The 19,995-nt window shown below is 42.2% G+C and carries 38 protein-coding genes and 1 tRNA gene; 7 read left to right on the forward strand and 32 right to left on the reverse strand.

Annotated features, from left to right (window positions below; genetic code table 11):
• Positions 1-65: 65 nt before the first annotated feature.
• The 11 genes from KAI36_RS17145 to KAI36_RS17195 all read right to left on the reverse strand — a co-directional run bounded on the left by KAI36_RS17145 (position 66) and on the right by KAI36_RS17195 (position 4,815).
• On the reverse strand, positions 66-458 hold the full coding sequence (locus tag KAI36_RS17145) for a hypothetical protein (RefSeq protein WP_220025530.1): 393 nt from the start codon (positions 456-458) through the stop codon (positions 66-68).
• The gene (locus KAI36_RS17150) at positions 455-772 is read right to left on the reverse strand and encodes a hypothetical protein (RefSeq protein ID WP_220025531.1); all 318 of its coding nucleotides are present in this window, start codon (positions 770-772) and stop codon (positions 455-457) included. The genes KAI36_RS17145 and KAI36_RS17150 overlap by 4 nt, the downstream gene beginning before the upstream one ends.
• Positions 773-820: 48 nt before the next feature.
• Positions 821-1,297 (reverse strand): hypothetical protein, encoded by a 477-nt coding sequence (locus KAI36_RS27395; protein ID WP_258382190.1) that lies wholly within the window; start codon positions 1,295-1,297, stop codon positions 821-823.
• A 113-nt stretch (positions 1,298-1,410) separates the two neighbouring features.
• Complete coding sequence (locus KAI36_RS17160) at positions 1,411-1,827, reverse strand: hypothetical protein (RefSeq protein WP_220025532.1); 417 nt, start codon at positions 1,825-1,827, stop codon at positions 1,411-1,413.
• Positions 1,820-2,011, reverse strand: coding sequence for a hypothetical protein (locus KAI36_RS17165; RefSeq protein WP_220025533.1), 192 nt, complete (start codon positions 2,009-2,011; stop codon positions 1,820-1,822). Before KAI36_RS17165 ends, KAI36_RS17160 begins: the two co-directional genes overlap by 8 nt.
• On the reverse strand, positions 2,008-2,199 hold the full coding sequence (locus KAI36_RS17170; RefSeq protein ID WP_220025534.1) for a hypothetical protein: 192 nt from the start codon (positions 2,197-2,199) through the stop codon (positions 2,008-2,010). Before KAI36_RS17170 ends, KAI36_RS17165 begins: the two co-directional genes overlap by 4 nt.
• Complete coding sequence (locus KAI36_RS17175; RefSeq protein WP_220025535.1) at positions 2,196-2,615, reverse strand: YopX family protein; 420 nt, start codon at positions 2,613-2,615, stop codon at positions 2,196-2,198. Before KAI36_RS17175 ends, KAI36_RS17170 begins: the two co-directional genes overlap by 4 nt.
• 150 nt (positions 2,616-2,765) lie before the next feature.
• Complete coding sequence (locus KAI36_RS17180; protein ID WP_220025536.1) at positions 2,766-3,143, reverse strand: hypothetical protein; 378 nt, start codon at positions 3,141-3,143, stop codon at positions 2,766-2,768.
• Between the two features lie 58 nt (positions 3,144-3,201).
• The gene (locus tag KAI36_RS17185) at positions 3,202-3,639 is read right to left on the reverse strand and encodes a hypothetical protein (RefSeq protein ID WP_220025537.1); all 438 of its coding nucleotides are present in this window, start codon (positions 3,637-3,639) and stop codon (positions 3,202-3,204) included.
• 54 nt (positions 3,640-3,693) lie between these two features.
• Positions 3,694-4,068 carry a hypothetical protein gene (locus tag KAI36_RS17190; protein ID WP_220025538.1) on the reverse strand — a complete coding sequence of 125 codons (375 nt, stop codon included), beginning with the start codon at positions 4,066-4,068 and terminating at the stop codon, positions 3,694-3,696.
• A gap of 33 nt (positions 4,069-4,101) precedes the next feature.
• Positions 4,102-4,815 carry a DNA cytosine methyltransferase gene (locus tag KAI36_RS17195; protein WP_258382191.1) on the reverse strand — a complete coding sequence of 238 codons (714 nt, stop codon included), beginning with the start codon at positions 4,813-4,815 and terminating at the stop codon, positions 4,102-4,104.
• A 142-nt stretch (positions 4,816-4,957) separates the two neighbouring features.
• On the opposite strand from KAI36_RS17195, the gene KAI36_RS17200 reads away from it, so the two are divergent.
• On the forward strand, positions 4,958-5,524 hold the full coding sequence (locus KAI36_RS17200) for an HNH endonuclease (RefSeq protein ID WP_220025539.1): 567 nt from the start codon (positions 4,958-4,960) through the stop codon (positions 5,522-5,524).
• A gap of 115 nt (positions 5,525-5,639) precedes the next feature.
• On the opposite strand, the gene KAI36_RS17205 is transcribed toward KAI36_RS17200, so the two are convergent.
• From KAI36_RS17205 to KAI36_RS17215, 3 genes are all read right to left on the reverse strand, one after another.
• Positions 5,640-6,311: an HNH endonuclease gene (locus KAI36_RS17205; protein ID WP_220025540.1), complete on the reverse strand. Its 672-nt coding sequence runs from the start codon at positions 6,309-6,311 to the stop codon at positions 5,640-5,642.
• Between the two features lie 73 nt (positions 6,312-6,384).
• Complete coding sequence (locus tag KAI36_RS17210; protein ID WP_220025541.1) at positions 6,385-6,567, reverse strand: hypothetical protein; 183 nt, start codon at positions 6,565-6,567, stop codon at positions 6,385-6,387.
• Positions 6,564-6,752: a hypothetical protein gene (locus KAI36_RS17215; RefSeq protein ID WP_220025542.1), complete on the reverse strand. Its 189-nt coding sequence runs from the start codon at positions 6,750-6,752 to the stop codon at positions 6,564-6,566. The genes KAI36_RS17210 and KAI36_RS17215 overlap by 4 nt, the downstream gene beginning before the upstream one ends.
• A gap of 269 nt (positions 6,753-7,021) precedes the next feature.
• Between KAI36_RS17215 and KAI36_RS17220 the strand changes: the two genes are divergently transcribed.
• The gene (locus tag KAI36_RS17220) at positions 7,022-7,231 is read left to right on the forward strand and encodes a helix-turn-helix domain-containing protein (protein WP_061829347.1); all 210 of its coding nucleotides are present in this window, start codon (positions 7,022-7,024) and stop codon (positions 7,229-7,231) included.
• Between the two features lie 28 nt (positions 7,232-7,259).
• Here the strand turns inward: KAI36_RS17220 and KAI36_RS17225 are convergent, their stop codons facing one another.
• The 14 genes from KAI36_RS17225 to KAI36_RS17290 all read right to left on the reverse strand — a co-directional run bounded on the left by KAI36_RS17225 (position 7,260) and on the right by KAI36_RS17290 (position 15,700).
• The gene (locus KAI36_RS17225; RefSeq protein WP_220025543.1) at positions 7,260-7,487 is read right to left on the reverse strand and encodes a hypothetical protein; all 228 of its coding nucleotides are present in this window, start codon (positions 7,485-7,487) and stop codon (positions 7,260-7,262) included.
• Positions 7,484-7,798 (reverse strand): hypothetical protein, encoded by a 315-nt coding sequence (locus KAI36_RS17230; RefSeq protein ID WP_220025544.1) that lies wholly within the window; start codon positions 7,796-7,798, stop codon positions 7,484-7,486. The genes KAI36_RS17225 and KAI36_RS17230 overlap by 4 nt, the downstream gene beginning before the upstream one ends.
• On the reverse strand, positions 7,749-8,267 hold the full coding sequence (locus KAI36_RS17235; protein WP_220025545.1) for a DUF1064 domain-containing protein: 519 nt from the start codon (positions 8,265-8,267) through the stop codon (positions 7,749-7,751). Before KAI36_RS17235 ends, KAI36_RS17230 begins: the two co-directional genes overlap by 50 nt.
• Positions 8,267-9,397: a DNA polymerase III subunit beta gene (dnaN, locus tag KAI36_RS17240; protein WP_220025546.1), complete on the reverse strand. Its 1,131-nt coding sequence runs from the start codon at positions 9,395-9,397 to the stop codon at positions 8,267-8,269. The genes KAI36_RS17235 and dnaN overlap by 1 nt, the downstream gene beginning before the upstream one ends.
• A 116-nt stretch (positions 9,398-9,513) precedes the next feature.
• Complete coding sequence (gene dnaI, locus KAI36_RS17245) at positions 9,514-10,464, reverse strand: primosomal protein DnaI (RefSeq protein WP_220025547.1); 951 nt, start codon at positions 10,462-10,464, stop codon at positions 9,514-9,516.
• Between the two features lie 6 nt (positions 10,465-10,470).
• Entirely contained in the window at positions 10,471-11,529 is a 1,059-nt protein-coding gene (locus tag KAI36_RS17250) for a replication protein (protein WP_220025548.1), read from the reverse strand.
• A gap of 27 nt (positions 11,530-11,556) precedes the next feature.
• Positions 11,557-11,955, reverse strand: a complete 399-nt coding sequence (locus KAI36_RS17255) for a hypothetical protein (protein WP_220025549.1) — start codon at positions 11,953-11,955, stop codon at positions 11,557-11,559.
• Between the two features lie 23 nt (positions 11,956-11,978).
• A complete protein-coding gene (locus KAI36_RS17260) occupies positions 11,979-12,677 on the reverse strand; it encodes a hypothetical protein (protein WP_220025550.1) in 699 nt (232 codons plus the stop codon).
• A gap of 60 nt (positions 12,678-12,737) precedes the next feature.
• Positions 12,738-13,121, reverse strand: coding sequence for a hypothetical protein (locus KAI36_RS17265; protein WP_258382192.1), 384 nt, complete (start codon positions 13,119-13,121; stop codon positions 12,738-12,740).
• Between the two features lie 5 nt (positions 13,122-13,126).
• Positions 13,127-13,495, reverse strand: coding sequence for a hypothetical protein (locus tag KAI36_RS17270; protein WP_220025552.1), 369 nt, complete (start codon positions 13,493-13,495; stop codon positions 13,127-13,129).
• 105 nt (positions 13,496-13,600) lie between these two features.
• Positions 13,601-14,032: an ORF6C domain-containing protein gene (locus KAI36_RS17275; RefSeq protein ID WP_076264689.1), complete on the reverse strand. Its 432-nt coding sequence runs from the start codon at positions 14,030-14,032 to the stop codon at positions 13,601-13,603.
• Positions 14,029-15,150 carry a ParB N-terminal domain-containing protein gene (locus tag KAI36_RS17280; protein ID WP_220025553.1) on the reverse strand — a complete coding sequence of 374 codons (1,122 nt, stop codon included), beginning with the start codon at positions 15,148-15,150 and terminating at the stop codon, positions 14,029-14,031. The genes KAI36_RS17275 and KAI36_RS17280 overlap by 4 nt, the downstream gene beginning before the upstream one ends.
• A 16-nt stretch (positions 15,151-15,166) precedes the next feature.
• Complete coding sequence (locus KAI36_RS17285) at positions 15,167-15,448, reverse strand: helix-turn-helix domain-containing protein (RefSeq protein ID WP_076264691.1); 282 nt, start codon at positions 15,446-15,448, stop codon at positions 15,167-15,169.
• Between the two features lie 66 nt (positions 15,449-15,514).
• Positions 15,515-15,700: a helix-turn-helix domain-containing protein gene (locus tag KAI36_RS17290; RefSeq protein WP_068942310.1), complete on the reverse strand. Its 186-nt coding sequence runs from the start codon at positions 15,698-15,700 to the stop codon at positions 15,515-15,517.
• A gap of 224 nt (positions 15,701-15,924) precedes the next feature.
• Between KAI36_RS17290 and KAI36_RS17295 the strand changes: the two genes are divergently transcribed.
• The 3 genes from KAI36_RS17295 to KAI36_RS17305 all read left to right on the forward strand — a co-directional run bounded on the left by KAI36_RS17295 (position 15,925) and on the right by KAI36_RS17305 (position 18,171).
• A complete protein-coding gene (locus KAI36_RS17295) occupies positions 15,925-16,353 on the forward strand; it encodes a helix-turn-helix domain-containing protein (RefSeq protein WP_076264692.1) in 429 nt (142 codons plus the stop codon).
• An 18-nt stretch (positions 16,354-16,371) separates the two neighbouring features.
• Positions 16,372-16,785 (forward strand): ImmA/IrrE family metallo-endopeptidase, encoded by a 414-nt coding sequence (locus KAI36_RS17300; RefSeq protein WP_254664495.1) that lies wholly within the window; start codon positions 16,372-16,374, stop codon positions 16,783-16,785.
• A gap of 75 nt (positions 16,786-16,860) precedes the next feature.
• Positions 16,861-18,171, forward strand: a complete 1,311-nt coding sequence (locus KAI36_RS17305) for a tyrosine-type recombinase/integrase (RefSeq protein ID WP_220025554.1) — start codon at positions 16,861-16,863, stop codon at positions 18,169-18,171.
• A 76-nt stretch (positions 18,172-18,247) separates the two neighbouring features.
• Here the strand turns inward: KAI36_RS17305 and KAI36_RS17310 are convergent.
• Positions 18,248-18,333: transfer RNA gene (locus tag KAI36_RS17310), tRNA-Leu, on the reverse strand.
• Positions 18,334-18,579: 246 nt separating this feature from the next.
• Between KAI36_RS17310 and KAI36_RS17315 the strand changes: the two genes are divergently transcribed.
• Complete coding sequence (locus KAI36_RS17315; RefSeq protein ID WP_013311032.1) at positions 18,580-18,738, forward strand: hypothetical protein; 159 nt, start codon at positions 18,580-18,582, stop codon at positions 18,736-18,738.
• A 129-nt stretch (positions 18,739-18,867) separates the two neighbouring features.
• Positions 18,868-19,056, forward strand: a complete 189-nt coding sequence (locus KAI36_RS17320; protein WP_220025555.1) for a hypothetical protein — start codon at positions 18,868-18,870, stop codon at positions 19,054-19,056.
• A 76-nt stretch (positions 19,057-19,132) separates the two neighbouring features.
• Here KAI36_RS17320 and KAI36_RS17325 read toward each other — a convergent pair whose 3' ends face one another.
• From KAI36_RS17325 to KAI36_RS17335, 3 genes are all read right to left on the reverse strand, one after another.
• Positions 19,133-19,285 (reverse strand): hypothetical protein, encoded by a 153-nt coding sequence (locus KAI36_RS17325; protein ID WP_179085923.1) that lies wholly within the window; start codon positions 19,283-19,285, stop codon positions 19,133-19,135.
• A gap of 96 nt (positions 19,286-19,381) precedes the next feature.
• The gene (locus KAI36_RS17330) at positions 19,382-19,708 is read right to left on the reverse strand and encodes a YnfA family protein (RefSeq protein ID WP_025723546.1); all 327 of its coding nucleotides are present in this window, start codon (positions 19,706-19,708) and stop codon (positions 19,382-19,384) included.
• Positions 19,709-19,762: 54 nt separating this feature from the next.
• Positions 19,763-19,945 carry a hypothetical protein gene (locus KAI36_RS17335; protein ID WP_029517708.1) on the reverse strand — a complete coding sequence of 61 codons (183 nt, stop codon included), beginning with the start codon at positions 19,943-19,945 and terminating at the stop codon, positions 19,763-19,765.
• Positions 19,946-19,995: the final 50 nt, after the last annotated feature.

A 19,995-nucleotide genomic window follows, 5' to 3' on the forward strand; every position in this document is an offset into this window, starting at 1 on the left:
GTATAGAGGTATAAGCGTAATTCATGAGTCACGCTCTACTGAATCGCTTATATTCCGCTGTTCTTCTAGACTGTAGAAACATCTTGGAGGCGAGCTTTGAGCCTGGCTATATCTGCATCCTTTTGTTGTATAAGGGATTCAGCGGCGGTTAAATCATCATTCCAGCCCTTAGCCACCTGTTGAAAACGTTCATATTCTCGTTGTAGCTCTGCATATTGTTGGAGCCAGTAAGGAAGGGCTTCAGGGGCATTAATCATGAAACGCATGAATGCTTCTTTTCTGACATTTCCACCAAGCAAATCATCAAAAATATACTCACACTCACTACCAATGACTATTTCCTGGTTAGAATCTTCAATCCATTCACCTTCATCCGTTTCAACCCATGCCCACGGCGTTGGTGGTAGGCCAGCGCATCCATTCATATCCTCTTGCCAGTTACGTGGTTTATCTGTCATTGTTGTTCCTCCCCAGGTTCATATTTACCGAAAGCAACATCAGAAAAAAATTTATTTGGCCTACGGTCGTGCTTTTCCTGAATCAATTTGTACAACTGCACACAAGAAGGGCAAAATTCAAATCCTGCGTAATTCGTAGCGCATTCCTTGCACATTTCGTTATTACAAGTCTGGTGCTGCCCTCCGATCATGCGGCCTTTTTCGTTTTTCATAGTTGTCCAACTATATCCGATGACGAAATCGCATAGCTGTGTAGCTTCTCTCTTTTTACAGAATGCACATGGATACTTTGGCATTTTAAATACTTCCGGCATACCATTTATCCTCCCTTAGTGGGTGTAGGTCCTACACCCTGTATAGGCTTAATCCTTACTGTCCAAATACCTGAAATAATCAGGGTAGCTTTTGATTTTCCCGTTCTTTATCAAATCATCTATTGCATCCCACCGCTCTTGTGGCAGGGTTATTGTTACGGATTTCTTCGCGCCAAGAGATTTACGTCCAGCCCCTTTTCGGGCACCACCTCTTTTTTCAACCTTTGCCGCATCTGCCTCACGCCTTTTGGTGAATCCTATTGGATCAGCACAAAAAACAGCGTAGTCTTTAAAAAACTTATCTTTTTTATTTATTAAATCCGTTGATTTTGAACGAAGTGAATTAATCTTTACATCTTTATTTGTGCGTAGGTCGAATAACTTATCAGCAAGCTGATCCCCTGCCTCGACAAAATAATCGCGACCTTGCGTTGAAATCTGTTTAATTCTAAAAAGTAGTCTTTCTACTTCCATTTGAGTAGCTTTAAGCTGCTTGATGAGTTCTTCCCGAGAATTAACCTCCATAAATATCACCCTCCATTTGATTTAGGTTGTCTAAATCAAATATTACCATATCACCATTTGAAAAAGAACACCTATTTCAAGCGAAAGATATAGGAGCGTATTGTATTGGTGGGTTACTCCCCTAGCTCGTTAGTAAGCCACGTTATTTTTTGGTCCTTCTCTGCAATCTGCTGCTGCACTTGGTCCAACGCTTCTTGAAGTTTATCTCTGTCCACTCTCAATGTGCGCAAGTCTTGGACAAGCTGTTTCGCTCCCGAAGTATGGAGTCTATCCATTTCTTGCAGCTGGGCTATTGTCCGGTCCCTCTCTGCCAGCTCCTTTTTGGTAGCCAATAGGTCAGCCTCCAGTAGAGCAGTAACCATTCCGCTTTCATCCGCCTGCTCCCGAAGCTGTTCACATTCCAACATGTATTTTTCAGCCATGCCTATAATCATATCAACTTGCAAATTGGATAAGCCATCTTTCAGGGCTTTGTTAAAGTCTGATTTAGCCAGCATAAGGGCTTCTTTTTCGCTAATATGTTTACTCACCTTTACCGCCTCCATTGAAATTTTTATAGAACAATACTGACAGCATCGTGTATTTATCCGTATCAAACGTGCAGTATCTGTAATGCACGTATCCATCTATATCCTCAAAAAGTGCAAAAACCAGTTCTCCATCTTCATCCACGTAAAAGCGCTCTATGCGGCGTTTGAGGTGTATACCAGTCAATCACACATACCCGGACCTGTTTGCGGAGGGCGACTGTAAAATGTTAAATGTTCACATTTCATGCGCTTTGTCCACGAGACGAAAAGTACATCTGCCCATGTCTGACGCTTCGACACACGCTGTACAATACCTAAATCACCAGTCTGGACCTTTACCCAATCTCCCCGCTTTAACTCCATTGTGGTCATTGCTTGTTCCCTCCTTGGGGCTGTAGCAGCTCCGGGTTATCGTGTATGTTTCCTATTACCTCAAGCATTAAGTTTGAAGTTTCCATATCTACATAATCGTTAATTAGGAACGTGCATCCCCTCGGTAAAACATGGTCACATTTAATCACTTTCGCTCCGAATTTTGTGTATTTTGCATCCCATACGATTTGGTATATGGTGTTTCTTAGTTGGCACAAATCATCTTTAAATATCTTCTGGTCTTTGATATTATCCAAGCCAATGTATTGGCCTACTGTTTCGGGATGCACTTCATCTGCGCTAAAATTGTCACCGATTCGTTTTACGATCCAAGCTTTATCACCCTCAAATACAGGCGCACCATAAATCCATTCGCCGGAATTGATCTTTTTACCACGGAATTTAATATCTCTCATGCTTATCGCTCCTTATGGGTTATAAGAGTGGTAATTTCATTTTTGGAAATAACCACTTACTGCTGCGCCGCGGTCTCTGCATTGCCTACGATTATCCATACCTCCGCTCCTTATATAGGGGTATAGGGTAAGAGGCCAGAAGGCCCCTGTTTATGCGCTCGGTTGATCCAGCGTGTCAATAATTACTTCCGGACCGTCTAACATCCAGTATTTTGTTGCGTGGTCACTGCTGAATGCTTCGTTAAGCACAGCCTGAATCCGCTCATAATGTTCTTGCTTCAAGCAATCAAACGCCCTGTCATCCCAATCTTCGTACATTTCGTCATATTGTGTTTCGATGTACTGACGGAGCATAGCCTTTGCGTCCGGATGCCAGCGATGTTCCTTAGCGACATACCATGTGTGCAGCAGCAGGTCTCCATCCTCTTTCGCTTGTTCACGTAGTTGATTGGGCGTAAGTGTGCAATTAGAATCCTCATAACTCAACATTGTTTCACTTGGCAGCTCAGACAATTTCACGTTTTCCATTTCTAAATCGCTCCTTTGTATTTGGTAGGGTAAGAGGCTGTTATGCCTCATCCCAAATTTATAAGTTTAGTACAGCCAATAGTGCAGCCTTACAACGTTCCTCTGGTGTGGCGTGGATCAGTTTGAAATCTTCCCTGAATGCTGGCTGCTTGTCTTCCCATCCGGTTACCAGCCTCAATCTCCATACATACCTTGTTTGCACACCAGGATGTTTCAACAGCATATTCTCTTCTACTTTCCATGCTGCTGATATGCTCTTCGACCAATGGCGATTTACGAAGTACGTAAAGGGGATGCTCCCCTTTGGTGGCATCATTCGTAATGCCTCGTCCGTACTGGTGTTTGGAGGTATCAGCACATCTCCATGCTCCACAGGACCGTGGTAATCTTGTGTTGGTCCGGTTATACGAGTCCATCCAAAAACGAATTCGGCCACCATTGCATCTAAATCTACTCCCAACTCCATCCCCAGCACTTGCTCTCTTGTCAGTGACATGTATATCTCTCCTTTGGTATAGGTAGTAGGGGGTAAAAGGCTGTTATGCCTCAATTATTCGACTGGCTCAATGTTAACGACTTTGAAAAATGTCGGTTGGTATCCATGCCGGGTAATCCATTTTGTAATTACGTCTTTCAACTCATTCTCAAGTTCTTGATCATGCTCCGGCGCCGTGTACGTGAGATAGTCATCAGCAGCTTCTCCCGCCTCATCACACATATTCTGATTGATATATTCGAAGATGGATTCTACATCCACCATTACGCCCAACCCACATTCTGCAACCTGACCAACGTAGAGGGCATAATCGTCATCAGCGAAATACTCCTTACCTGCGGCAATCGCCTCTTTCTTAGTGTCGAAGTATTCTCCGTAGTTGAAAAACTCTTCATTTTCACTGAACGTCCATTTTCCGTTTTTACTCATTGTTATCTCTCCTTTGGTATAGGGGATTCCCCCTTATAGACTGTCATTTATGGCTTTTATAGCTGCTAGGATGGGGTAAACCTGATAGGGACTTACTGTGTTGCCGAGTGCGTAACATCTGTCCACCCTATCGGGAATCCCATCAGACTTTCTTGAAACCGGGGGTCCAGATATGCCCCAATCAACTCGGGGTATCGGTCGCCAACTACGCCGACGAGCATCTTTCCATGCTTCCCAGTTCGCTCCGATGGTGATAACGGCCTGACGGGCTTGTAGTCCTGACTTTTTGTTGGAGTGGGCCACAACGAATACCCTATATCGTTCATGGTCCGCATCAACGGCGAGAGCTGGTATATGAAACGCCCTTGAGGTGTACTGCAAGTGTTCCAGATCATTAAATACCGTGTCGATCCCCATTGTGATGTGTCCACTAACGTTTTCACCAACAAACCAAGGGGGTTCGAATTCATCCAAGAGGCGTGCAGTTTCCGGCCAGAGCCATCGGTCATCTGCCGCGCCTTTTCGCTCCCCGGCATAACTTTCACCTTGGCAAGGATATCCGGCGGAAACAAGGTCAATTGCTCTACCTGGTCCAATTACTCCATCCTCCTTGAGCCTTTCGGCTGTTAATGTGCATACATCGTCATAGATAGGCACGTCAGGCCAGTGCTTACGTAACACGGCCTGCGGAAACGGCTCCCGTTCGCAAAAAGCGACCGTCTCCATGCCTGCCCACTCAGCAGCCAAATCAATTCCTCCGGTTAAATACCGGAAAATAGGCTCAATTTTCGCATTCTATTTTCCGTGGTCATGGGCATCACTCTCCTTTTATCTACTACTGGAATTGGTGGTATAATATAATCAATCTCATCCCTCTAGGAGGATTATTTTGGCAAATAAATATACTTATTCAGTCCCTTTCACAGAAGAAGAGTTGTACACCGCTTATGTCATAGATGGTTTAAGTCAGGATGAATGCGCTGTAAGATTCGGAACCACCCAAAAGGTCATATGGCGTGCAATGAAGAAAATGGGTGTTCCGACGAGAAAAGCAATTAAGCGGAATCAATATGGTGAAAACAATTCTTCCTGGAAAGGCGGTCGAGTGCTAGTTAATCATAAAACTCCCAACGGTCACCGTTTCCTATCGAGTCGCAATGAATCAAAAGGTTATTATATGGTCAGACAACCTGATCATCCTCATGCGAATAAAAATGGTTATGTTTTTGAACATATAGTTGTTGCATTGAAAGCTGCTGGTAGAGAAAAATTAGACCCCGATGAATGCGTTCATCACATCGATTTCGTCCGAACAAACAATTCTCCTGAAAATTTGATAATCTGTTCAAAAAATAAACATCGTGAATACCATGGAAAATTAGAATCCCTTGTTGGTGAAATGTTAGATAAAGGATTGGTCGAATTCGATTCAGATTTGGGTTACTATATCAAGTAGCCCTTTTCCTCAATTCCACCTATACCGCTGAACAGGCTTAATTTACGCATATGTGTCTCTCTCCCTTATGGAGGGTTGCCCCTCCTTCTTGTCCCCTATGGGGCCGTGCTGCTGTTTAATCCTCAAACCGTTCTCCATAACCATATGAAGGAGCTGGTTGAGTGAAATTTTTCAAAGCGTCAGATATCATGTTTGTAAAAACAAGCATTTGCTTATCATCCATAGCTTCCAATAGCCGTATCTCTTTAGTCTTCAAAGTTCGGCCTGCCGCTGAAGTAATCAGTTCAATGACTGGCTTTATGCTCTCCAAGCGTTCATTTTTATCGAATTCCACACGCTGCCGCGCCGCCAGTTTACGGTTGTGCTCTTCCCAATCCTGTTCATCGAACCAAAAGTAATCGCCGTATTTATCACGGAATGCCGATATCCAAAATTGAAGGAGTTCTTCATTTATTTGTATCCGATCATGGCAAGGCCAGCAGAGTCGTAGTCCGTTCGTCTTTACGCCACGTCCTTTCCTGCCGCGTGGGTAAACGTGATGAGTAGTTGTAGCTTCGGCAGCTTTACAGCATTCGCAGATTCCGTTTGAATCAGCAATCAGTTCCGCTATTACATCCTTCGGGAATTCTCCACGCTCCTTGGTATTAGGCCGTGACTGGTGGTGAGAGAGAATATCTTTCTTCCATTCAGGAGCAGGCTTTTTATCCCTCTTGCGCTGCCTGAGGCTGCTAAACGCTTTCTTATCTTTGACTTTTTTCTCCGGCTTCCAGAACGTTTGATGGGACATTCCCTCTCGCCACCTTTCCAACAATTTAGTTTCGTATTTCCTGTGCTTATGCTTATATTTTGAGCCTAAACCACTACGGCTCCACTACGGATTTTAGAGGTTCAAGCAGTCCTGCTTCCTCTAAAATGGAATAATATTTATACCTTTCTTCCGTCGTTACGCGCACTTCACTTATTGTGTGAGATGCATAGAAGGCCACGGCCTGCTGCACTTCGATCGGCTCTTCATCAAGCTTGTTCAAGTCGAGCTTTTTCACGAACTACTCTCCCTTACAAGGTGATCATATTTCTCTTCAAATTCGCTCTTTATATCTGGTGGTAAGGTTTCAATAACCCCTTCCCACAAACTCAACAATTTATTGTTATCAGAATTACATTTCTGAATCTGAGTGTATCGTTCCGACAAAGCTGTGGTAAATTCGTCAGCCTCTTGTTTCGTCATATCCGTCCTCCTATATGTTTTCAGTTCCAGTACAATGTTACTCGTTCGAATACAGTGTTGAGCGTAGGAAAAGTTTCCTGAGTTGATCATTTGGCTTGTATTAATCTCACCTGAGAATCTCCGCAATGCTGCGGGTTTGAATCTGTTATTCCATATCGTATATCGAATTATGACTCTTGACCTAATAATATACGATATCGAATATAGAGTCAATGCATGTTGCTAATAAATATTCGGTATCGTATAATTCGACTGAGAGGTGAATTGCATTGCTTAAAGTGAAACCGAATTTGACGCCTTTGTTAAAAAAGAAAGGTATCATTCAAATGGAATTGTCTGAAATGACTGGAATTCCACAAGGTTCAATTAGTAGATTTGATAAAAATAGTCGCCATGAAGCCTGGCATTTATTTGCTATCGCTAAAGCGCTAGATGTTACCATTGAAGATTTGTTTATTACTGAGGAGCAAGAGGATTGAGGACCTCTATGCTCCTTTTGTTTTCCTCTTAGATCGGGTTTAGCAACCTTTCGAGTCGAATGACTTCTTTCTGAAGGTATTGAATCAAATCAGCTGCCTCTTCCAAGGCCATGAGTTTCCAGTCATATGCTGTATCGGATACCTGGTCTATGGTGGTTCCATACTTCTTTAGACCTTTCTCGTTTTGCTTGTCCAGCAATTCTATGATCCGTTGTGTTACTTCTGGACGTTCAATTTCATTTTGAGAGTGCTTCATTTAATCGCCTCCTCCGTCTCCGATAGAATAAGCATATCTCCGTCATACTTCAACTCCGCCTGATTAGGGTCAATCACTGGTCCCCAATGGTTATTAGCCTGCATGATGCGGACTATATCAGCCGCATATGTTTCGTCGGTGTTAACTACCAGATAGGTATTTAAAGCTGGCTTTCCATTCAGATGTCGCAACTCTTGGATTTTCCAAAGGATGCGGGATAACTCACTTTTATCCTGATCATCAAGGTAATTCTCAGCATCCTCATTTTTGATTACGGTGAATCTGACTTTTATTCCGGCCAGTTCTGACATTTTTAATCTCTCCTTCGGCTCGTTTTACTAATTTATTGATTGCTCGCTTTCGATCTGCCCGTTCTTTCTTGGCCTGCTGTGTAGGGATAAATTCTCCACGCCGCTTTACAAGTATTTCAATTGGTAAAGTCGGGTATTTTAGTAGGAAAAGCTTCAGCTTCACTCTAAAGGTAGCCGTTTCAACTCCCTTTATGTCAATTACTCGCTGGCTTCCGTCAAGATCAGTAACAAGGAAATCTGCGATGTAGGTCACCTTCGGGCTTTCCTGTAGGACGTATTTGGGCTGACAAACAAAACCCTTTATTTCCCCAAGCTGCTTCTGCATGAGCAATTCCTGATAATACTCACCTTCCATTTTGCTGTCGAAGCGAATACCAGTCACATCAAGGTTATATTTCTTTACCAACCATTCCTCGAATAGTGTTCCATTGGCTGTAACAATCACTTTTTTAGCATTGTATTTACTCATTAATCTACCGTCCTATAAGGTTGTACAATATGAATGCTTTGATTATCTTCATTGCTAAGAATGAAAATAGACTTCGTTTTGCCTGCAAAAACCAAGGTAACTTTTTCCCCATCCAAAGCTTTTAAAGCATCTATAGCATACTTAGAATTCAAAGATATAGATAACTCCTGTCCCGTAAACTTAGTGGGCACAATACTTTCGCTTGCCTTGCCCGTTTGCTTTCCTTTTCCACGAATATTTATTTCTTTTTCAGTTATATCAAGCTTGACCATATTATTTTTTTCTTCTTTTGCCAGAGTGTAAATAAGTTCAACTGATTCCAAGAATTCTTGTTTATTTATCTCAATCCTCGTACCACTATCAGGTACAATAACCATCTGGTGTATGTCTGGATACTCACCCTCTAGAACACGAGAGTAAAAAGTGAATCTCTCTGTGCGAGCAAAGGCATAGACTACCCGATCATCCTTCCCCTTTGAAAAGCCAAATTGGACATCGTCCTTATCTGTAATGATCTTCTGTAGTTCAACTAGTCCTCTCGCCTCGATCACGGCACTACCAAAATCGCCTGATTCAATATCCTTTTCTGCTTTTGAAAGGCGATGCCTATTGGTTGCTTCCATTCCTATTTTTCCATCCTTGAGGTAGACATTTGCTCCAGTTAGTATAGGCATGCCTTTACCATCAATGTCCGCTGCAAAGATAGCCTTTTTGAATAGTCCCCTTAGGTCTTTCCCTGTAATTTCAATATATTCATCGTCATTTATAGTAGGTGGTGAAGGGAATTCCTCAGGGTCCAATCCTGCCATTTCAATTTCTTTATTCCGGGACGTGATAATCACATTCATACCATCTTTAGACTCAATCCGAACGTCACCACTTAATTTCTTGAGCATTTTCAAAAACAATTCAGGCAGAACTACCTTTCCACTCCGTTCGATTTGAACATGCTCCTCGAAAATATATGATTGTATTGTTGCTCTATCATCAGTTCCTGTCACAGTTAACCCCTCTTGATTCGCTTCGATCAAAAAGCAACCAAGTATCGGCATGATACTTTTGGCTGAAATAGCTTTACTGGTATCTTCTAAAGCCTCAGCTAATAGAGAACTGTCCACTACTATATTCATAAGGTTTGATCTCCTTTTTCGCATTAGGATTGCACTCCGGGCAAGGTCCCAGCATTACAATTGAGCCTTTGAACTGATATGCCACCTTACTGCCGCTGCAAGTTCTACACATACCCTTAATCCCTCCGTCTATTTCTACCACCCACCGGCAGTATCTTTACAAATGGTTCTATTCGCTCAATGATCCGGGCCGCCTTTTTATCATTCTGTTCACTCGGCTTGCTGTCTTTCGGATTCGCCAAATGATGTTTCAACTCACTCATGGTTAAATTCGATGTGTAGATCGTCGTTAAGCGTTCCATACGCCGCTGAAGTATCGGTCCCAGCACTTCATCCCTTGTCCAAGTCGTTAATGACTCGGCCCCAATATCATCCAATATCAACACAGGAACTGTTCTCAAAGCATCAAGTTTGCTTTCAACAGTCTCTGTCTTTGAGTTAATTGCATCCTTAACCTCCAGTAGGAAATCGGGAACATAGACCATCAGTACGCTTATGTCACGCTTAGCCAACTCTTGGGCAATGGCTCCAACAATCCGACTTTTGCCTACACCCATTTGCCCGTAAAAGTACAAACCTTTTGTTGTTTCACCTGGTACAAACTCATCACAAAAGTTTATTGCCGCCGCAATTGCAGATATCCGCTGCGGGTCAGGTTCAATGTCTTCGAAGGTGGCATTCAGGATGTGAGCCGGGATGTAATGGCTCTTGATCCTCTGACCGATTCCTTGTTCTCTTTCGTGAGCGACCAACAATGGGCATTTCCGAAGTCGGAAGACCAGTTCGTCAGCTTTGGTCGGGTTAGGCTCCGCAACGCTTGCATGCCCCTTCTGTTCGTTCTGGCAAGCAAGCAACCCTGGACACTCGCTGCATTTATCGCAATAGGTTATATGCTGTGACAAATCTCTATATCGTTTTGGTTCGGTCAGATCCTCGGTTCGGTCAGGAAATTCACTTTTTAACCGCTGAACCTCAGGATGGTTTGCTAGACGTTCCAGTACCGCGGCCTGTCTCTTGGCAAAACCAGCGGGTATTAATGCCTTTAGTTCTTTGCCGAAGCTCTCCATATGGCATTAACCTCCCTGTTTAGCCCTCAATTTTGCAAGCATGTTCTGAATGTCCACTTGGGTATATTCGCTTGTTCGGACTTCTATTTCCGGTTCCACCTCATCCAGTGGTGTTTCATCCTCTTTGCTCTTGCTATCAACTTCTCGCAATGCATGCAAGGAGAAAATGATCGTCGCGCAATAACTCACACTCCGTATCTCGTCGCGCTTATGCTTGGGTTTGAAATTGTCAAAAGCTTGGTCTATGCCATCTAAAGCAGTTTGAAGTGGTACACCTTCTTTGATTAACTCGTCGATGGCTTGATCATCAGCAATCGTTATTTCCAAGCCCTTCCCACGACGACGAAGGTATTTATCAGCTACGGCCTGTCGATAATCAATATCCGAAGATGATATTTCATTCTGTTCAGAGTCAGTATCTGTTTCAGAAGTGGCAGGAACGGTACCTTGCCGGGAAGACGGTATCCCCTCATCTTTGGAATTGATTTCATTTTCAGGCGTTAAACAACAACTACTGTCTTTAATATTGTCTTTAAACATGTCTTTAGGAGTGCCTTCGTCCTTACTCCCACAAGGTTTTTCATCCTCTTTGACTTCCACTTTTCGTAAGTCGCCACTTACACTTTTCGTAACTCCTGACTTACATTTTTCGTAACTTCCCACTTCTTCACCCGCCTGTTTACTTACACTTTTCGTAACTTTATATACGGCAAGATTTATTGAAATAAGTTCTTTGAATTTTTCCTCGTTCCATTCTTTAACAAGACTTACACGCCATTCATCATAATTTTTATTTAAAGAATAGATTTGCTTACCGTCCCACTCTATTACTTTGCACTGCTTCAGATAGGTAATTTCCTTCTTAGCGTCCTGTATACGTACACCACACAGCTCAAAATTAGTTAGTAGAGGGATTGTTGCACTTTTCTTCTGGCATCCGTAGGAAAGCCGCAAAATGAGTTTTAATATCTTTTGCTGCCTCTCAGTAAACTTCCGGCTTATGATCTCATCCCAAATACTGTTGGCTATTCCTATGAACCCGTCTTTTAATTGGGGACTTACCACTCACCTCACCCCGGTACTTTCTGAATACTATCTAGTCCCGCTGGCGTTGTTTCCAAACTCCGCTAGCAGAACCTTGAGGCTATATTTTAAAGAGTTTATTACCTGGTCATTACTTTCTACAGCATTATTCCAGCGGACTTTATCAGCTTCTGCATCTGCTTCTTGAATGCGAAGTTCAATTACCGCCAATTCCGCACGCTGCTCTCTTAGGTTCTTTGCTGCAATATATGCTTCAGCATAAACGCGTTTCCTCTCAGCATATTTCTTCTTATAATCCCTTACGGCCTCAGCTGCCTTGCGCCCCAGGAGAATCTGGACTTCGGTCAGCAATTCAATCTTACGTGCCAGTGTAGCAGGGTAATCATGGCTGCATTGATCCGCAAGACTATAAAGCTCCCCGAGCGTATATTGTTTTTGTAGAGACAATGCAGCCACTCCTTAACCCTCTATTAATATTCTTCGCCGTAATAAGTATCAACTTCGTCTTCATCCACGATAACCTTGGCTCCAGTCGCAAAAATTTGGAACATCAATTTTTCAAAATGGTAGAACGATGTCATAATATCTTTGTTATTGGAAAGGTTCTGACCATCAATTTTAGAGTCATAGACGTGTCCTTCTTTGTCCAAGTGGAGTTGATATTTGTATCTGTACTTTGACTTTTCAGAACCCCACGAATCTCTACTTTCGCTTTCTGGATCAAAATAGATGTGACGATACCCATCCTCCTCGCCTTCCAAAATGAAAGATATTTTTTCACCATCTCGTTCATGGTCATCATTCTCATCTTTCTTCATTGCTTCAATCAATTCAGACAACTTGTATTCAGGTTTAATACCGACAAGCATTTGTTCCATGTTTTCTTTAATTTTTTGCACACCTTGAATATGGAGAGCCGTATTCAGCTGAGATTTAACTTCATTCAAAACCATGAGGTTATATCCGCTTATACCCAGTTTTCTCATATCGATTTGCAATTGCTCTTTTACATGATTTTCTAACTCTTTACGGAAATCTCCGTAACTGCCAAAGTAATCTTCTATCACTTTTTTGATAGTAGTCTCAAGTTGCTTTTTAATGACCTCCTCAACAAAACCGTTTTTTTGAATTGTTTGCATCGCATCATTTACCAAATTATTTAAGTTCATATTATTACGCTCCTATTTTCAATTTTTAAATTACGTGATATACTGCCGTTGAAATGTTTCTTAAATGATCGTGTTGGTAGCACGATTGTTTGTCTGGGCTTCTCTGTCTTTTCTTTTGCGGTATAACTTACGGCAATAGTAATTACAGAAAAGTCCTTCTTCTTTTGGATTAGGAATTTTTTGTCCTTCAAAGACTTCTTTTTCACAATGCTTGCAGCATCCTATTTTTTTACCGGATATCTTGTATCCCGATGGCTTAGGAGCCTCTAGCCCTTCATATTCTTCGTTTTTAAATTCCTCAAGTTCACTTAGTTCGGCAGTAAGCATGCCTATTTGAGCATGAATTTCGTCAGTCGGTAGTCCAAATTTAACAGCGTCAATACTGTCCTCATATAGCTCGCGTAATTGTGCTCTAAGCACCCTAGATTGTTTATGCTCGTCCAACTCTCTCAGCTCCATATCTCCGCTTCAAGTTCGGATATTTTAGCTTTCAAACGTCTTTCTTGTTCCTTAAAATGTTTCATCTTCTGAATACAAACGTGATTAGGCCACGGACTATCTGTAATAGCATATTGAGTTTTATAAATGGCCTGAAGCTTTTGTTCAGTAAGTTCCTTTTCCTTTTGAAGAGAAAGCTTTTCCTTATCCTGCTCTGTTAGCTCTAGCATCTCAATATCTACTGAATGTTGACAATTCAACCAGCGATGCATGAGTAATACAGCGGCTATAAGTGAGTCTGCTGGTTGATCTAATGTAAACTTGATGCCTTCATCATCCACGATTGGAATTGAATAAGTGGTTTGAGTTTGGTAACTCATTTTGCCTTCGCCTCACGCTGGATATTACGAACGATAATGGCGTGCTGCAAAGAATTCTTAGACCACAACTCAGCCAATTCTTCAAGCGTCATAGCCAACTCCCCTTTAAATGTAGTCTTCTGGACGAAACTCTTTAACGAAGTAAATGGAATCATCAAAATCTATGCGCCGGATGTGACTGTACTTTGCAACTGAGAACAAAACTTTCAACTTACTCCAAATCATGCGGCGATATTTCCCGACCGTTTCGTTAAATTTTCCATCTGTCTCCTTGTAACGATCTTTTGTGAGAGTAATGGACCTGATTCTTACTGCATCCTGTAACTGATAGCATTCAGCATCTGTAAGCGTCACGCTATCCCGAACCTCTTGAACCATCATCTGAACTTCTTCCACTTTTTCAGTAACATCCAAATGCATTTGCTTGATACCGTCCACAAGGCCACGAATTGCCATACCTTGAGCCTCCGTAAGCTGCATCTGCTTTTCGACAACAGACAAAAAATCAGGCTGCTGATTAGGATTAATTAATGTCATTTCTCTACCGCCTTCCTGCCGTTCACGGCTGGTCGAATCTGTTCAACAAAGGCTTCCAGCATGTCCAAGCTTTCGGACAACCGCTTCTTTTCAGAACTACTAGCACTACCTATTGCACCCAGCATGAATGAAGTAATTCCGACCTTTTGTAGAAACTGCTTTACATGGATGCTGACTTGAATCGTATTGCTATCAGCCTCAAAACGAAGTTTCTTCATCTGAGCTGCTGCCTGCTGTTCGTCGAAGTCGTCTGGCTGCTGGAGCTTGATAGTCTCAAGTTCTTCCTTAGCTCTTTGATAGCCACCTCGCAACTGTTCTATTTTAAGGCGCTCAGCCTCCAAATCTTCTTTAAGCTTGCCTTTCCAGTATTCGTCACGCTGCTTGAGTTGTACTTCAGCTTCTTTTTCCTTCTGTCGGATGAACACGGTGGTTTCTTCCTCATGCCGCTCTACTGCGGCAGACACGGCATCCTCAAGTTGATCCGCAGGAATGGCATCCTTGTACTGTCTTTGCAGCTCAAGCTTGTCAAGTTCTGCTTGCTCCGCTCTCTCTTCGGCTTCACGGACAGCGGCCTCCAATCGGTTTTTTGTCTCCACGAACGCTTTATGAGTGCTAATCAATCCTTCATCAAGCTGCTGGATAATCTCCGGTGTGGCATTCTCAGCGATGAACTTCGCCTTATCGTACTGTCTGCCAGAGCCGAACCCTGCTTGATCCGCTACAATGTCTCGTACTTGCCCGGTAGGTTGGTCAGGAAAATTTTCCGTACCTCCAGCCATGCGCTCTTTGGCTTTCAAACGTTCGGCCTCTTCAAGTCGCCGCGCCCATTCTACTCGTTCAGAAAAAGTGAACTCTTTACGATGTTCATTTTCAGAAATCTCAAGCTGAAGCTGATGTTCAAAGTCTTTGATTTCCATAATTCTTACTGTCACTTCTGAGCGTCCAAGGAACTGATGCGCTCTCAAACGCCGCTCTCCGGCAATAAGCTGATAATCCGGTGTTACTACAATAGGGTTAATGAGTCCATTTTGTTCTATATCTTGGGCCAATTCTTCGATGCCGCCAAAGTCCTTACGGATACGATCACTGACTTTGATTTTGTTGATATCAATGAGCAATCTAATTCTCCTTTCTTCATTTCTTAGCTCTTTGTTCAGCTCTCCAGGCCTCCAAATCAGATAAACGAATCTTTATTGTCGGTCTCCGAGAACCGGAAACTCCATATCTTTCATGAGGAATATCATTTGTTTTGCATAAGCTATAAATCAACTTTTCTGAAATACCAATATGTTTCGCAGCTTCACGGACATCTAGAGTTCTATCTACATGAGCCGGAAGCAATGCCGTAATTCGTTGTTCAGCTGCTGCTACTTCCTCAGCGATAATTGCACGAATTGCATCTTCTAAACCCATCATGATGCTTCACTCTCTCATTCTCATTTAAATACGTTGGGATTTAATTACCTTGCTTTCGTGTGGCGATTAGGACAAAAAATAATCAACAGTTACTCCGAAATAGTCAGCCAAAATCTTAAGTTTATCTGTTTTGGGCTTATATCTTCCCTGCTTCCAATTTGTCAATGTCGCCGTAGAAACACCCGTGTCTTTAGAAACTTGATACGGTGTTTTTCCATATTGTTCTAACAGAACAAGGAATTTCTCGTACAAGTCACACACTCCTTTCGTAAAAAACATATTGACTGGTAGCTAAGATTTCTTATATAATCAAAGTGCCACCTAAGTTATATAAGATTTCTCAGCTAACAACCTTTGTTATTAACTCAGTTTTCTAAGTTATGTTTGTATATTAGCATAGTTTTCTGAGTCGGTCAATGGATATTAGCTTAGTTTTCTGACTTTATTTTTTTAAATAAAAATTACGGAGGAAAACTATGTACGAAATATTTGATGAACTTCTAAAGAAGCACAACGTTACGGCTTATCGTGTTGCGAAAGAAACGGGAATTACTACAGCTACCTTTACTAGTTGGAAGCAAGGGAAATACACTCCGAAACAGGATAAGCTTCAGAAAATCGCTGACTATTTTGGAGTTACTGTAGATTATTTAATGGGGAACTCAGACAACGATATACCCAAAGAGAACCCCTACCATACCCTTACGAAAAAAGATGAAAAGGACATCGCCAAAAAACTTGAGGCAATGATGAACGACCTTGATTCTGATTCGTCGTTATCTTTTATGGGGGAACCAATGGACGAAGAGGATCGAGAGTTGCTTCGAATTTCTTTAGAGAATACTCTTCGTATGTCGCGTGAGATGGCGAAGAAGAAATTCACGCCTAAAAAATATAGAAAATGAACTTCCGGGGGCACCGAGATGATAGAAAAGAAAAAAGCTCGCGAACTCATTCTAACCCACGGAACCAATTCACCTTTAGAGATTGCAACTGAGAGAAAAATTGTGGTTCTTTTTGAACACTTAGGGAAACAAACATGGGGGTATTATTCTAATACTAATCGCTTACCTGTCATACACATCAACAATCGACTTAGTCGAGAACAAGCCATTTACACAAGTGCGCATGAGCTTGGACATGCAATTCTTCACCCAGGTATAAATACGCCGTTCCTTAGAAGCAACACTTTTTATTCAGTGGACAAGTTGGAACGGCAAGCGCATCGGTTAGCTGTCCACCTGCTAATCGGTTTTAATGCGCCGGAACAAGGCGAGACTAAACAACAATTCCTGCTTAGATGTGGGATTCCTGAAATATTTCATATTTTTTATTAAACTTTGCGCTTTCCAGCCGCAAGGCTGTTTAATCATAAATAAATATCGAACATATGTTTGTTTGGAGGGATTATTTTGAAGGGTAGTATTGAAAAAAGAGGAAAGTATACATGGAGGCTCCGGGTTGATCTTGGGTATCACGCTGACGGTACTCGGAACCGGCCTGATAAGACCCATGAAATCGATGACCCATCCCTGATGAAGCTGTCTGAGAACTGCCCGAAGTACAAAGACGCAACACGAAAACTTAAGGATTATTTGGACGATCAATTAGCTGCTTTTAAAATTGAAGTATTAAGCGGTAACTACATCAAACCCAGCAAGCTGACGTTTAAAAATTTTTATGAAAATGAGTGGGTTCCGAAGTACGCCGTAATAGAATTAAAGAACGGAACTACCTTGGAATCTCACTGCTCCAAAATCAACAATCACGTTCTGCCGAAAATTGGCCATATGCCTATTGATGAAATTACAACCATGATTTTAGTGAAATTGTTCGCTGATATGAGAAAGCCCGGCGCCCGTGTTGATAAAAAAGGTGAAAAGTCTACTCTTGCATCGCGTACAATCCAGTATGCTTACGATGTAACAAATAGCATATTCCAACGAGCTGTAGAATGGCGTGTACTGACCAAAAATCCCCTGGAAGGTGTTAAACGTCCACAAATTAGCAAAGAGGATAAAAAGGCCCGCAAAGACCGCAAAAATTACTTTGAAGAAGATGAGGCAGTCGAGGTAATTGATAAATTACTTTATACAGACTCTAAATGGAGACTTTTTTTCTTGGGGGCGATAATGGGAGGATTCCGACGCGGTGAGTTAATTGCTTTAGACGAAGACGATTGCGACTTTGAAAACAACAGATTGAGGATTGACGAGAGCATTTCAAGCACCAAAAATGGCCAGGCGGACATTACAGATACCAAGAATGAAGCATCTAACGATTATGTAGATATGCCACAATGGTATATGGAGGAACTGGCCGTCCATGTTAAAGGCATGCGTAAACTAAGGTTTGAGGCAAAGGCAAATGGGACATGGCAAGGCGGGGATCGCAACTTTGTTTTTCACTCAGGTACAGGGAAACCCTATTACCATACAACGCCGTCCCAGCAGTGGAAAAACTGGTGTGAGCGGCACGGCTTCCGTAATGTATCACTTCATGGTCTCCGCCATACAAATGCAACGTATTTGCTTGGCCAGGGAGCATCTATCAAGGAGATTCAACATCGATTGCGACATTCCACATCTCAGGTGACTTCAGATACCTATGCTCACGTCACCAAGAAGCTTAGTCGTAAAACAACAGCACACCTCGATGTCTTCGATCCAAAAGTTCGTCCCCAATCCGTCCCCAAGAGCGAAAAAGGCGCTCGCTCCCTGTGATATGGAAGTCATGATTTCAATCACTAAAAAATAAAAAATCCCTTGATAATCAAGGGATTCAAGAAAAAAACGATAGTGCCGAGGACCGGGATCGAACCGGTACGGTAGTCACCTACCGCAGGATTTTAAGTCCTGTGCGTCTGCCAATTCCGCCACCCCGGCATAAATTTAGGAACGCTAATCTTCACACTTACTTGTCTTACAAGTATCTGAGAAACACACATCTGATTAAGAAGTGTTCTCGTTATGTAAATGTCGTTCAATTGGGCACCAACATATAATACGATAATTTTATCGAATTGTAAAGTGTTTTTTTTAAAAATAATAAAATTCTCTTTTTGTATAACTTGTGCACATTTGAATTACACTAATAAACGTCTTTCCAAACTACCAGAAGGGGTGTTACGAATGCGTGAAGGTATGATTCCAGCTGTTCTTGGAACGGTAGTATCGGCTTCAGGCGCTGTGTTGCTGAGCAGTAAGTACAAACTTGCAGCTACAGGCATTCTCGGTTTCGGACTGGCTCATGTAGTTCTGGGAGCGATTGATCTGATTGAGCATCGCTAGTTGTTTGGGAAGTGCCGGGCGGGATTTACTCCCCCCGGTTTTATTTTTATCAACGTTTAGTCTGAAGCACAAGCGTTTATGTAAAGTATAGAAGCTGAATGTACCTAATAAAAGGAGCTGTGATGTGCTATGAGAGATAATAACTCTGAAAAGAATCGTACTGACGATCAAATCGAACATAAACAATCCCTGGACAAGCGCGAGCCAGGATTTAATCGCATTCCTGACACCGATGAAGATACACCTGCTACTACTGATATGATTGATGAAGCCATAGGTCGCGGGATAGACAAGTTACGTAACGATTTCACAAAATAAAGCATGGGTAATAGGACACAGGTTTGTGAGCAGTCCTTAATTCATTTGTTTTGATATGTACAGTGATTTCGTAAAATCACTTAAAAATCAGCATGATCCAGCCAATGATTGATATCCACAGCACGATGCTGATTAAGAGTCCACATATGATACCAAAAGAGAAATTACCTTCACTCTTCGGTACAGCACTACCAAATTTCAATCTAAGCTTCATTTGATTCCAGTTCATAGAACCCCCTCCTTAAGTTCTATTTCGGAATATGAAGCTTATTTTTGTAGACCTATAGTCATGTTTTCAAAAAATAAAATAGGGTTTTTCGTCCTATCATCCTGGTCGCGGAAACAGGATTACAGCTATACCGACCAAACAAATCAATCCACCAATGAAATCGTACAAGTCAGGTGTCTTTTTATCGATCCACCAGCCCCATGCAATGGAAAGAACAATAAAGACACCTCCGTATGCTGCATATACACGCCCAAAGGAAGAAAAAACCTGAAAGGTAGCAATGATTCCATACACAGCCAAAATTACTCCGCCGCAAAGTCCAACATACCATGTCTTCCCTTCACGCAGCCACTGCCAAATCAAATATCCTCCTCCAATTTCAGCGATGCCAGCCAATATAAAAAGTAAAGCTGCCTTTAACACCATTTCACATCCCTAATTCTTCAAATTCTTTTCGGCTTCTTTGGGATATCTCATTCAGAGCACTCGACCTAAAATGATAATCAATGCAATCACGCCAACCAGAATCAGCAGGTTGCTGACCTGACGCCATAAGCTAGGCACTCCCTCGGAGTGAAGCTTCCGCTGATTGGCATCAAAGTTCGCTTTGGCTCCTTCAGCATCTGCTGATCTAGAGAATGGTCTGTTTTCTTCATTCATAAGAGCACCTCCTTTTCAATCCACTTTAATCATACCAAACTTTTCCGTCG

This window comes from Paenibacillus sp. S02 (assembly GCF_019454065.1).
GTDB classification, from domain to species: domain Bacteria; phylum Bacillota; class Bacilli; order Paenibacillales; family Paenibacillaceae; genus Paenibacillus; species Paenibacillus polymyxa_B.

What these genes read in the sequence shown, in the direction of transcription:
- KAI36_RS17170 (WP_220025534.1), bottom strand. Translation starts at nt 2,199, where the DNA reads ATGACCACAATGGAGTTAAAGCGGGGAGATTGGGTAAAGGTCCAGACT.
- KAI36_RS17270 (WP_220025552.1), bottom strand. Translation starts at nt 13,495, where the DNA reads ATGAGTTACCAAACTCAAACCACTTATTCAATTCCAATCGTGGATGAT.
- KAI36_RS17325 (WP_179085923.1), bottom strand. Translation starts at nt 19,285, where the DNA reads ATGAACTGGAATCAAATGAAGCTTAGATTGAAATTTGGTAGTGCTGTA.
- KAI36_RS17260 (WP_220025550.1), bottom strand. Translation starts at nt 12,677, where the DNA reads ATGAACTTAAATAATTTGGTAAATGATGCGATGCAAACAATTCAAAAA.
- KAI36_RS17285 (WP_076264691.1), bottom strand. Translation starts at nt 15,448, where the DNA reads ATGATGGGTTTAGAAGATGCAATTCGTGCAATTATCGCTGAGGAAGTA.
- KAI36_RS17175 (WP_220025535.1), bottom strand. Translation starts at nt 2,615, where the DNA reads ATGAGAGATATTAAATTCCGTGGTAAAAAGATCAATTCCGGCGAATGG.
- KAI36_RS17320 (WP_220025555.1), top strand. Translation starts at nt 18,868, where the DNA reads ATGAGAGATAATAACTCTGAAAAGAATCGTACTGACGATCAAATCGAA.
- KAI36_RS17145 (WP_220025530.1), bottom strand. Translation starts at nt 458, where the DNA reads ATGACAGATAAACCACGTAACTGGCAAGAGGATATGAATGGATGCGCT.
- KAI36_RS17315 (WP_013311032.1), top strand. Translation starts at nt 18,580, where the DNA reads ATGCGTGAAGGTATGATTCCAGCTGTTCTTGGAACGGTAGTATCGGCT.
- KAI36_RS17225 (WP_220025543.1), bottom strand. Translation starts at nt 7,487, where the DNA reads ATGAAGCACTCTCAAAATGAAATTGAACGTCCAGAAGTAACACAACGG.
- dnaN (WP_220025546.1), bottom strand. Translation starts at nt 9,397, where the DNA reads ATGAATATAGTAGTGGACAGTTCTCTATTAGCTGAGGCTTTAGAAGAT.
- KAI36_RS17185 (WP_220025537.1), bottom strand. Translation starts at nt 3,639, where the DNA reads ATGTCACTGACAAGAGAGCAAGTGCTGGGGATGGAGTTGGGAGTAGAT.
- KAI36_RS17190 (WP_220025538.1), bottom strand. Translation starts at nt 4,068, where the DNA reads ATGAGTAAAAACGGAAAATGGACGTTCAGTGAAAATGAAGAGTTTTTC.
- KAI36_RS17300 (WP_254664495.1), top strand. Translation starts at nt 16,372, where the DNA reads ATGATAGAAAAGAAAAAAGCTCGCGAACTCATTCTAACCCACGGAACC.
- KAI36_RS17215 (WP_220025542.1), bottom strand. Translation starts at nt 6,752, where the DNA reads ATGACGAAACAAGAGGCTGACGAATTTACCACAGCTTTGTCGGAACGA.
- KAI36_RS27395 (WP_258382190.1), bottom strand. Translation starts at nt 1,297, where the DNA reads ATGGAGGTTAATTCTCGGGAAGAACTCATCAAGCAGCTTAAAGCTACT.
- KAI36_RS17335 (WP_029517708.1), bottom strand. Translation starts at nt 19,945, where the DNA reads ATGAATGAAGAAAACAGACCATTCTCTAGATCAGCAGATGCTGAAGGA.
- KAI36_RS17275 (WP_076264689.1), bottom strand. Translation starts at nt 14,032, where the DNA reads ATGACATTAATTAATCCTAATCAGCAGCCTGATTTTTTGTCTGTTGTC.
- KAI36_RS17205 (WP_220025540.1), bottom strand. Translation starts at nt 6,311, where the DNA reads ATGTCCCATCAAACGTTCTGGAAGCCGGAGAAAAAAGTCAAAGATAAG.
- KAI36_RS17150 (WP_220025531.1), bottom strand. Translation starts at nt 772, where the DNA reads ATGCCGGAAGTATTTAAAATGCCAAAGTATCCATGTGCATTCTGTAAA.
- KAI36_RS17180 (WP_220025536.1), bottom strand. Translation starts at nt 3,143, where the DNA reads ATGGAAAACGTGAAATTGTCTGAGCTGCCAAGTGAAACAATGTTGAGT.
- KAI36_RS17230 (WP_220025544.1), bottom strand. Translation starts at nt 7,798, where the DNA reads ATGTCAGAACTGGCCGGAATAAAAGTCAGATTCACCGTAATCAAAAAT.
- KAI36_RS17295 (WP_076264692.1), top strand. Translation starts at nt 15,925, where the DNA reads ATGTACGAAATATTTGATGAACTTCTAAAGAAGCACAACGTTACGGCT.
- KAI36_RS17235 (WP_220025545.1), bottom strand. Translation starts at nt 8,267, where the DNA reads ATGAGTAAATACAATGCTAAAAAAGTGATTGTTACAGCCAATGGAACA.
- dnaI (WP_220025547.1), bottom strand. Translation starts at nt 10,464, where the DNA reads ATGGAGAGCTTCGGCAAAGAACTAAAGGCATTAATACCCGCTGGTTTT.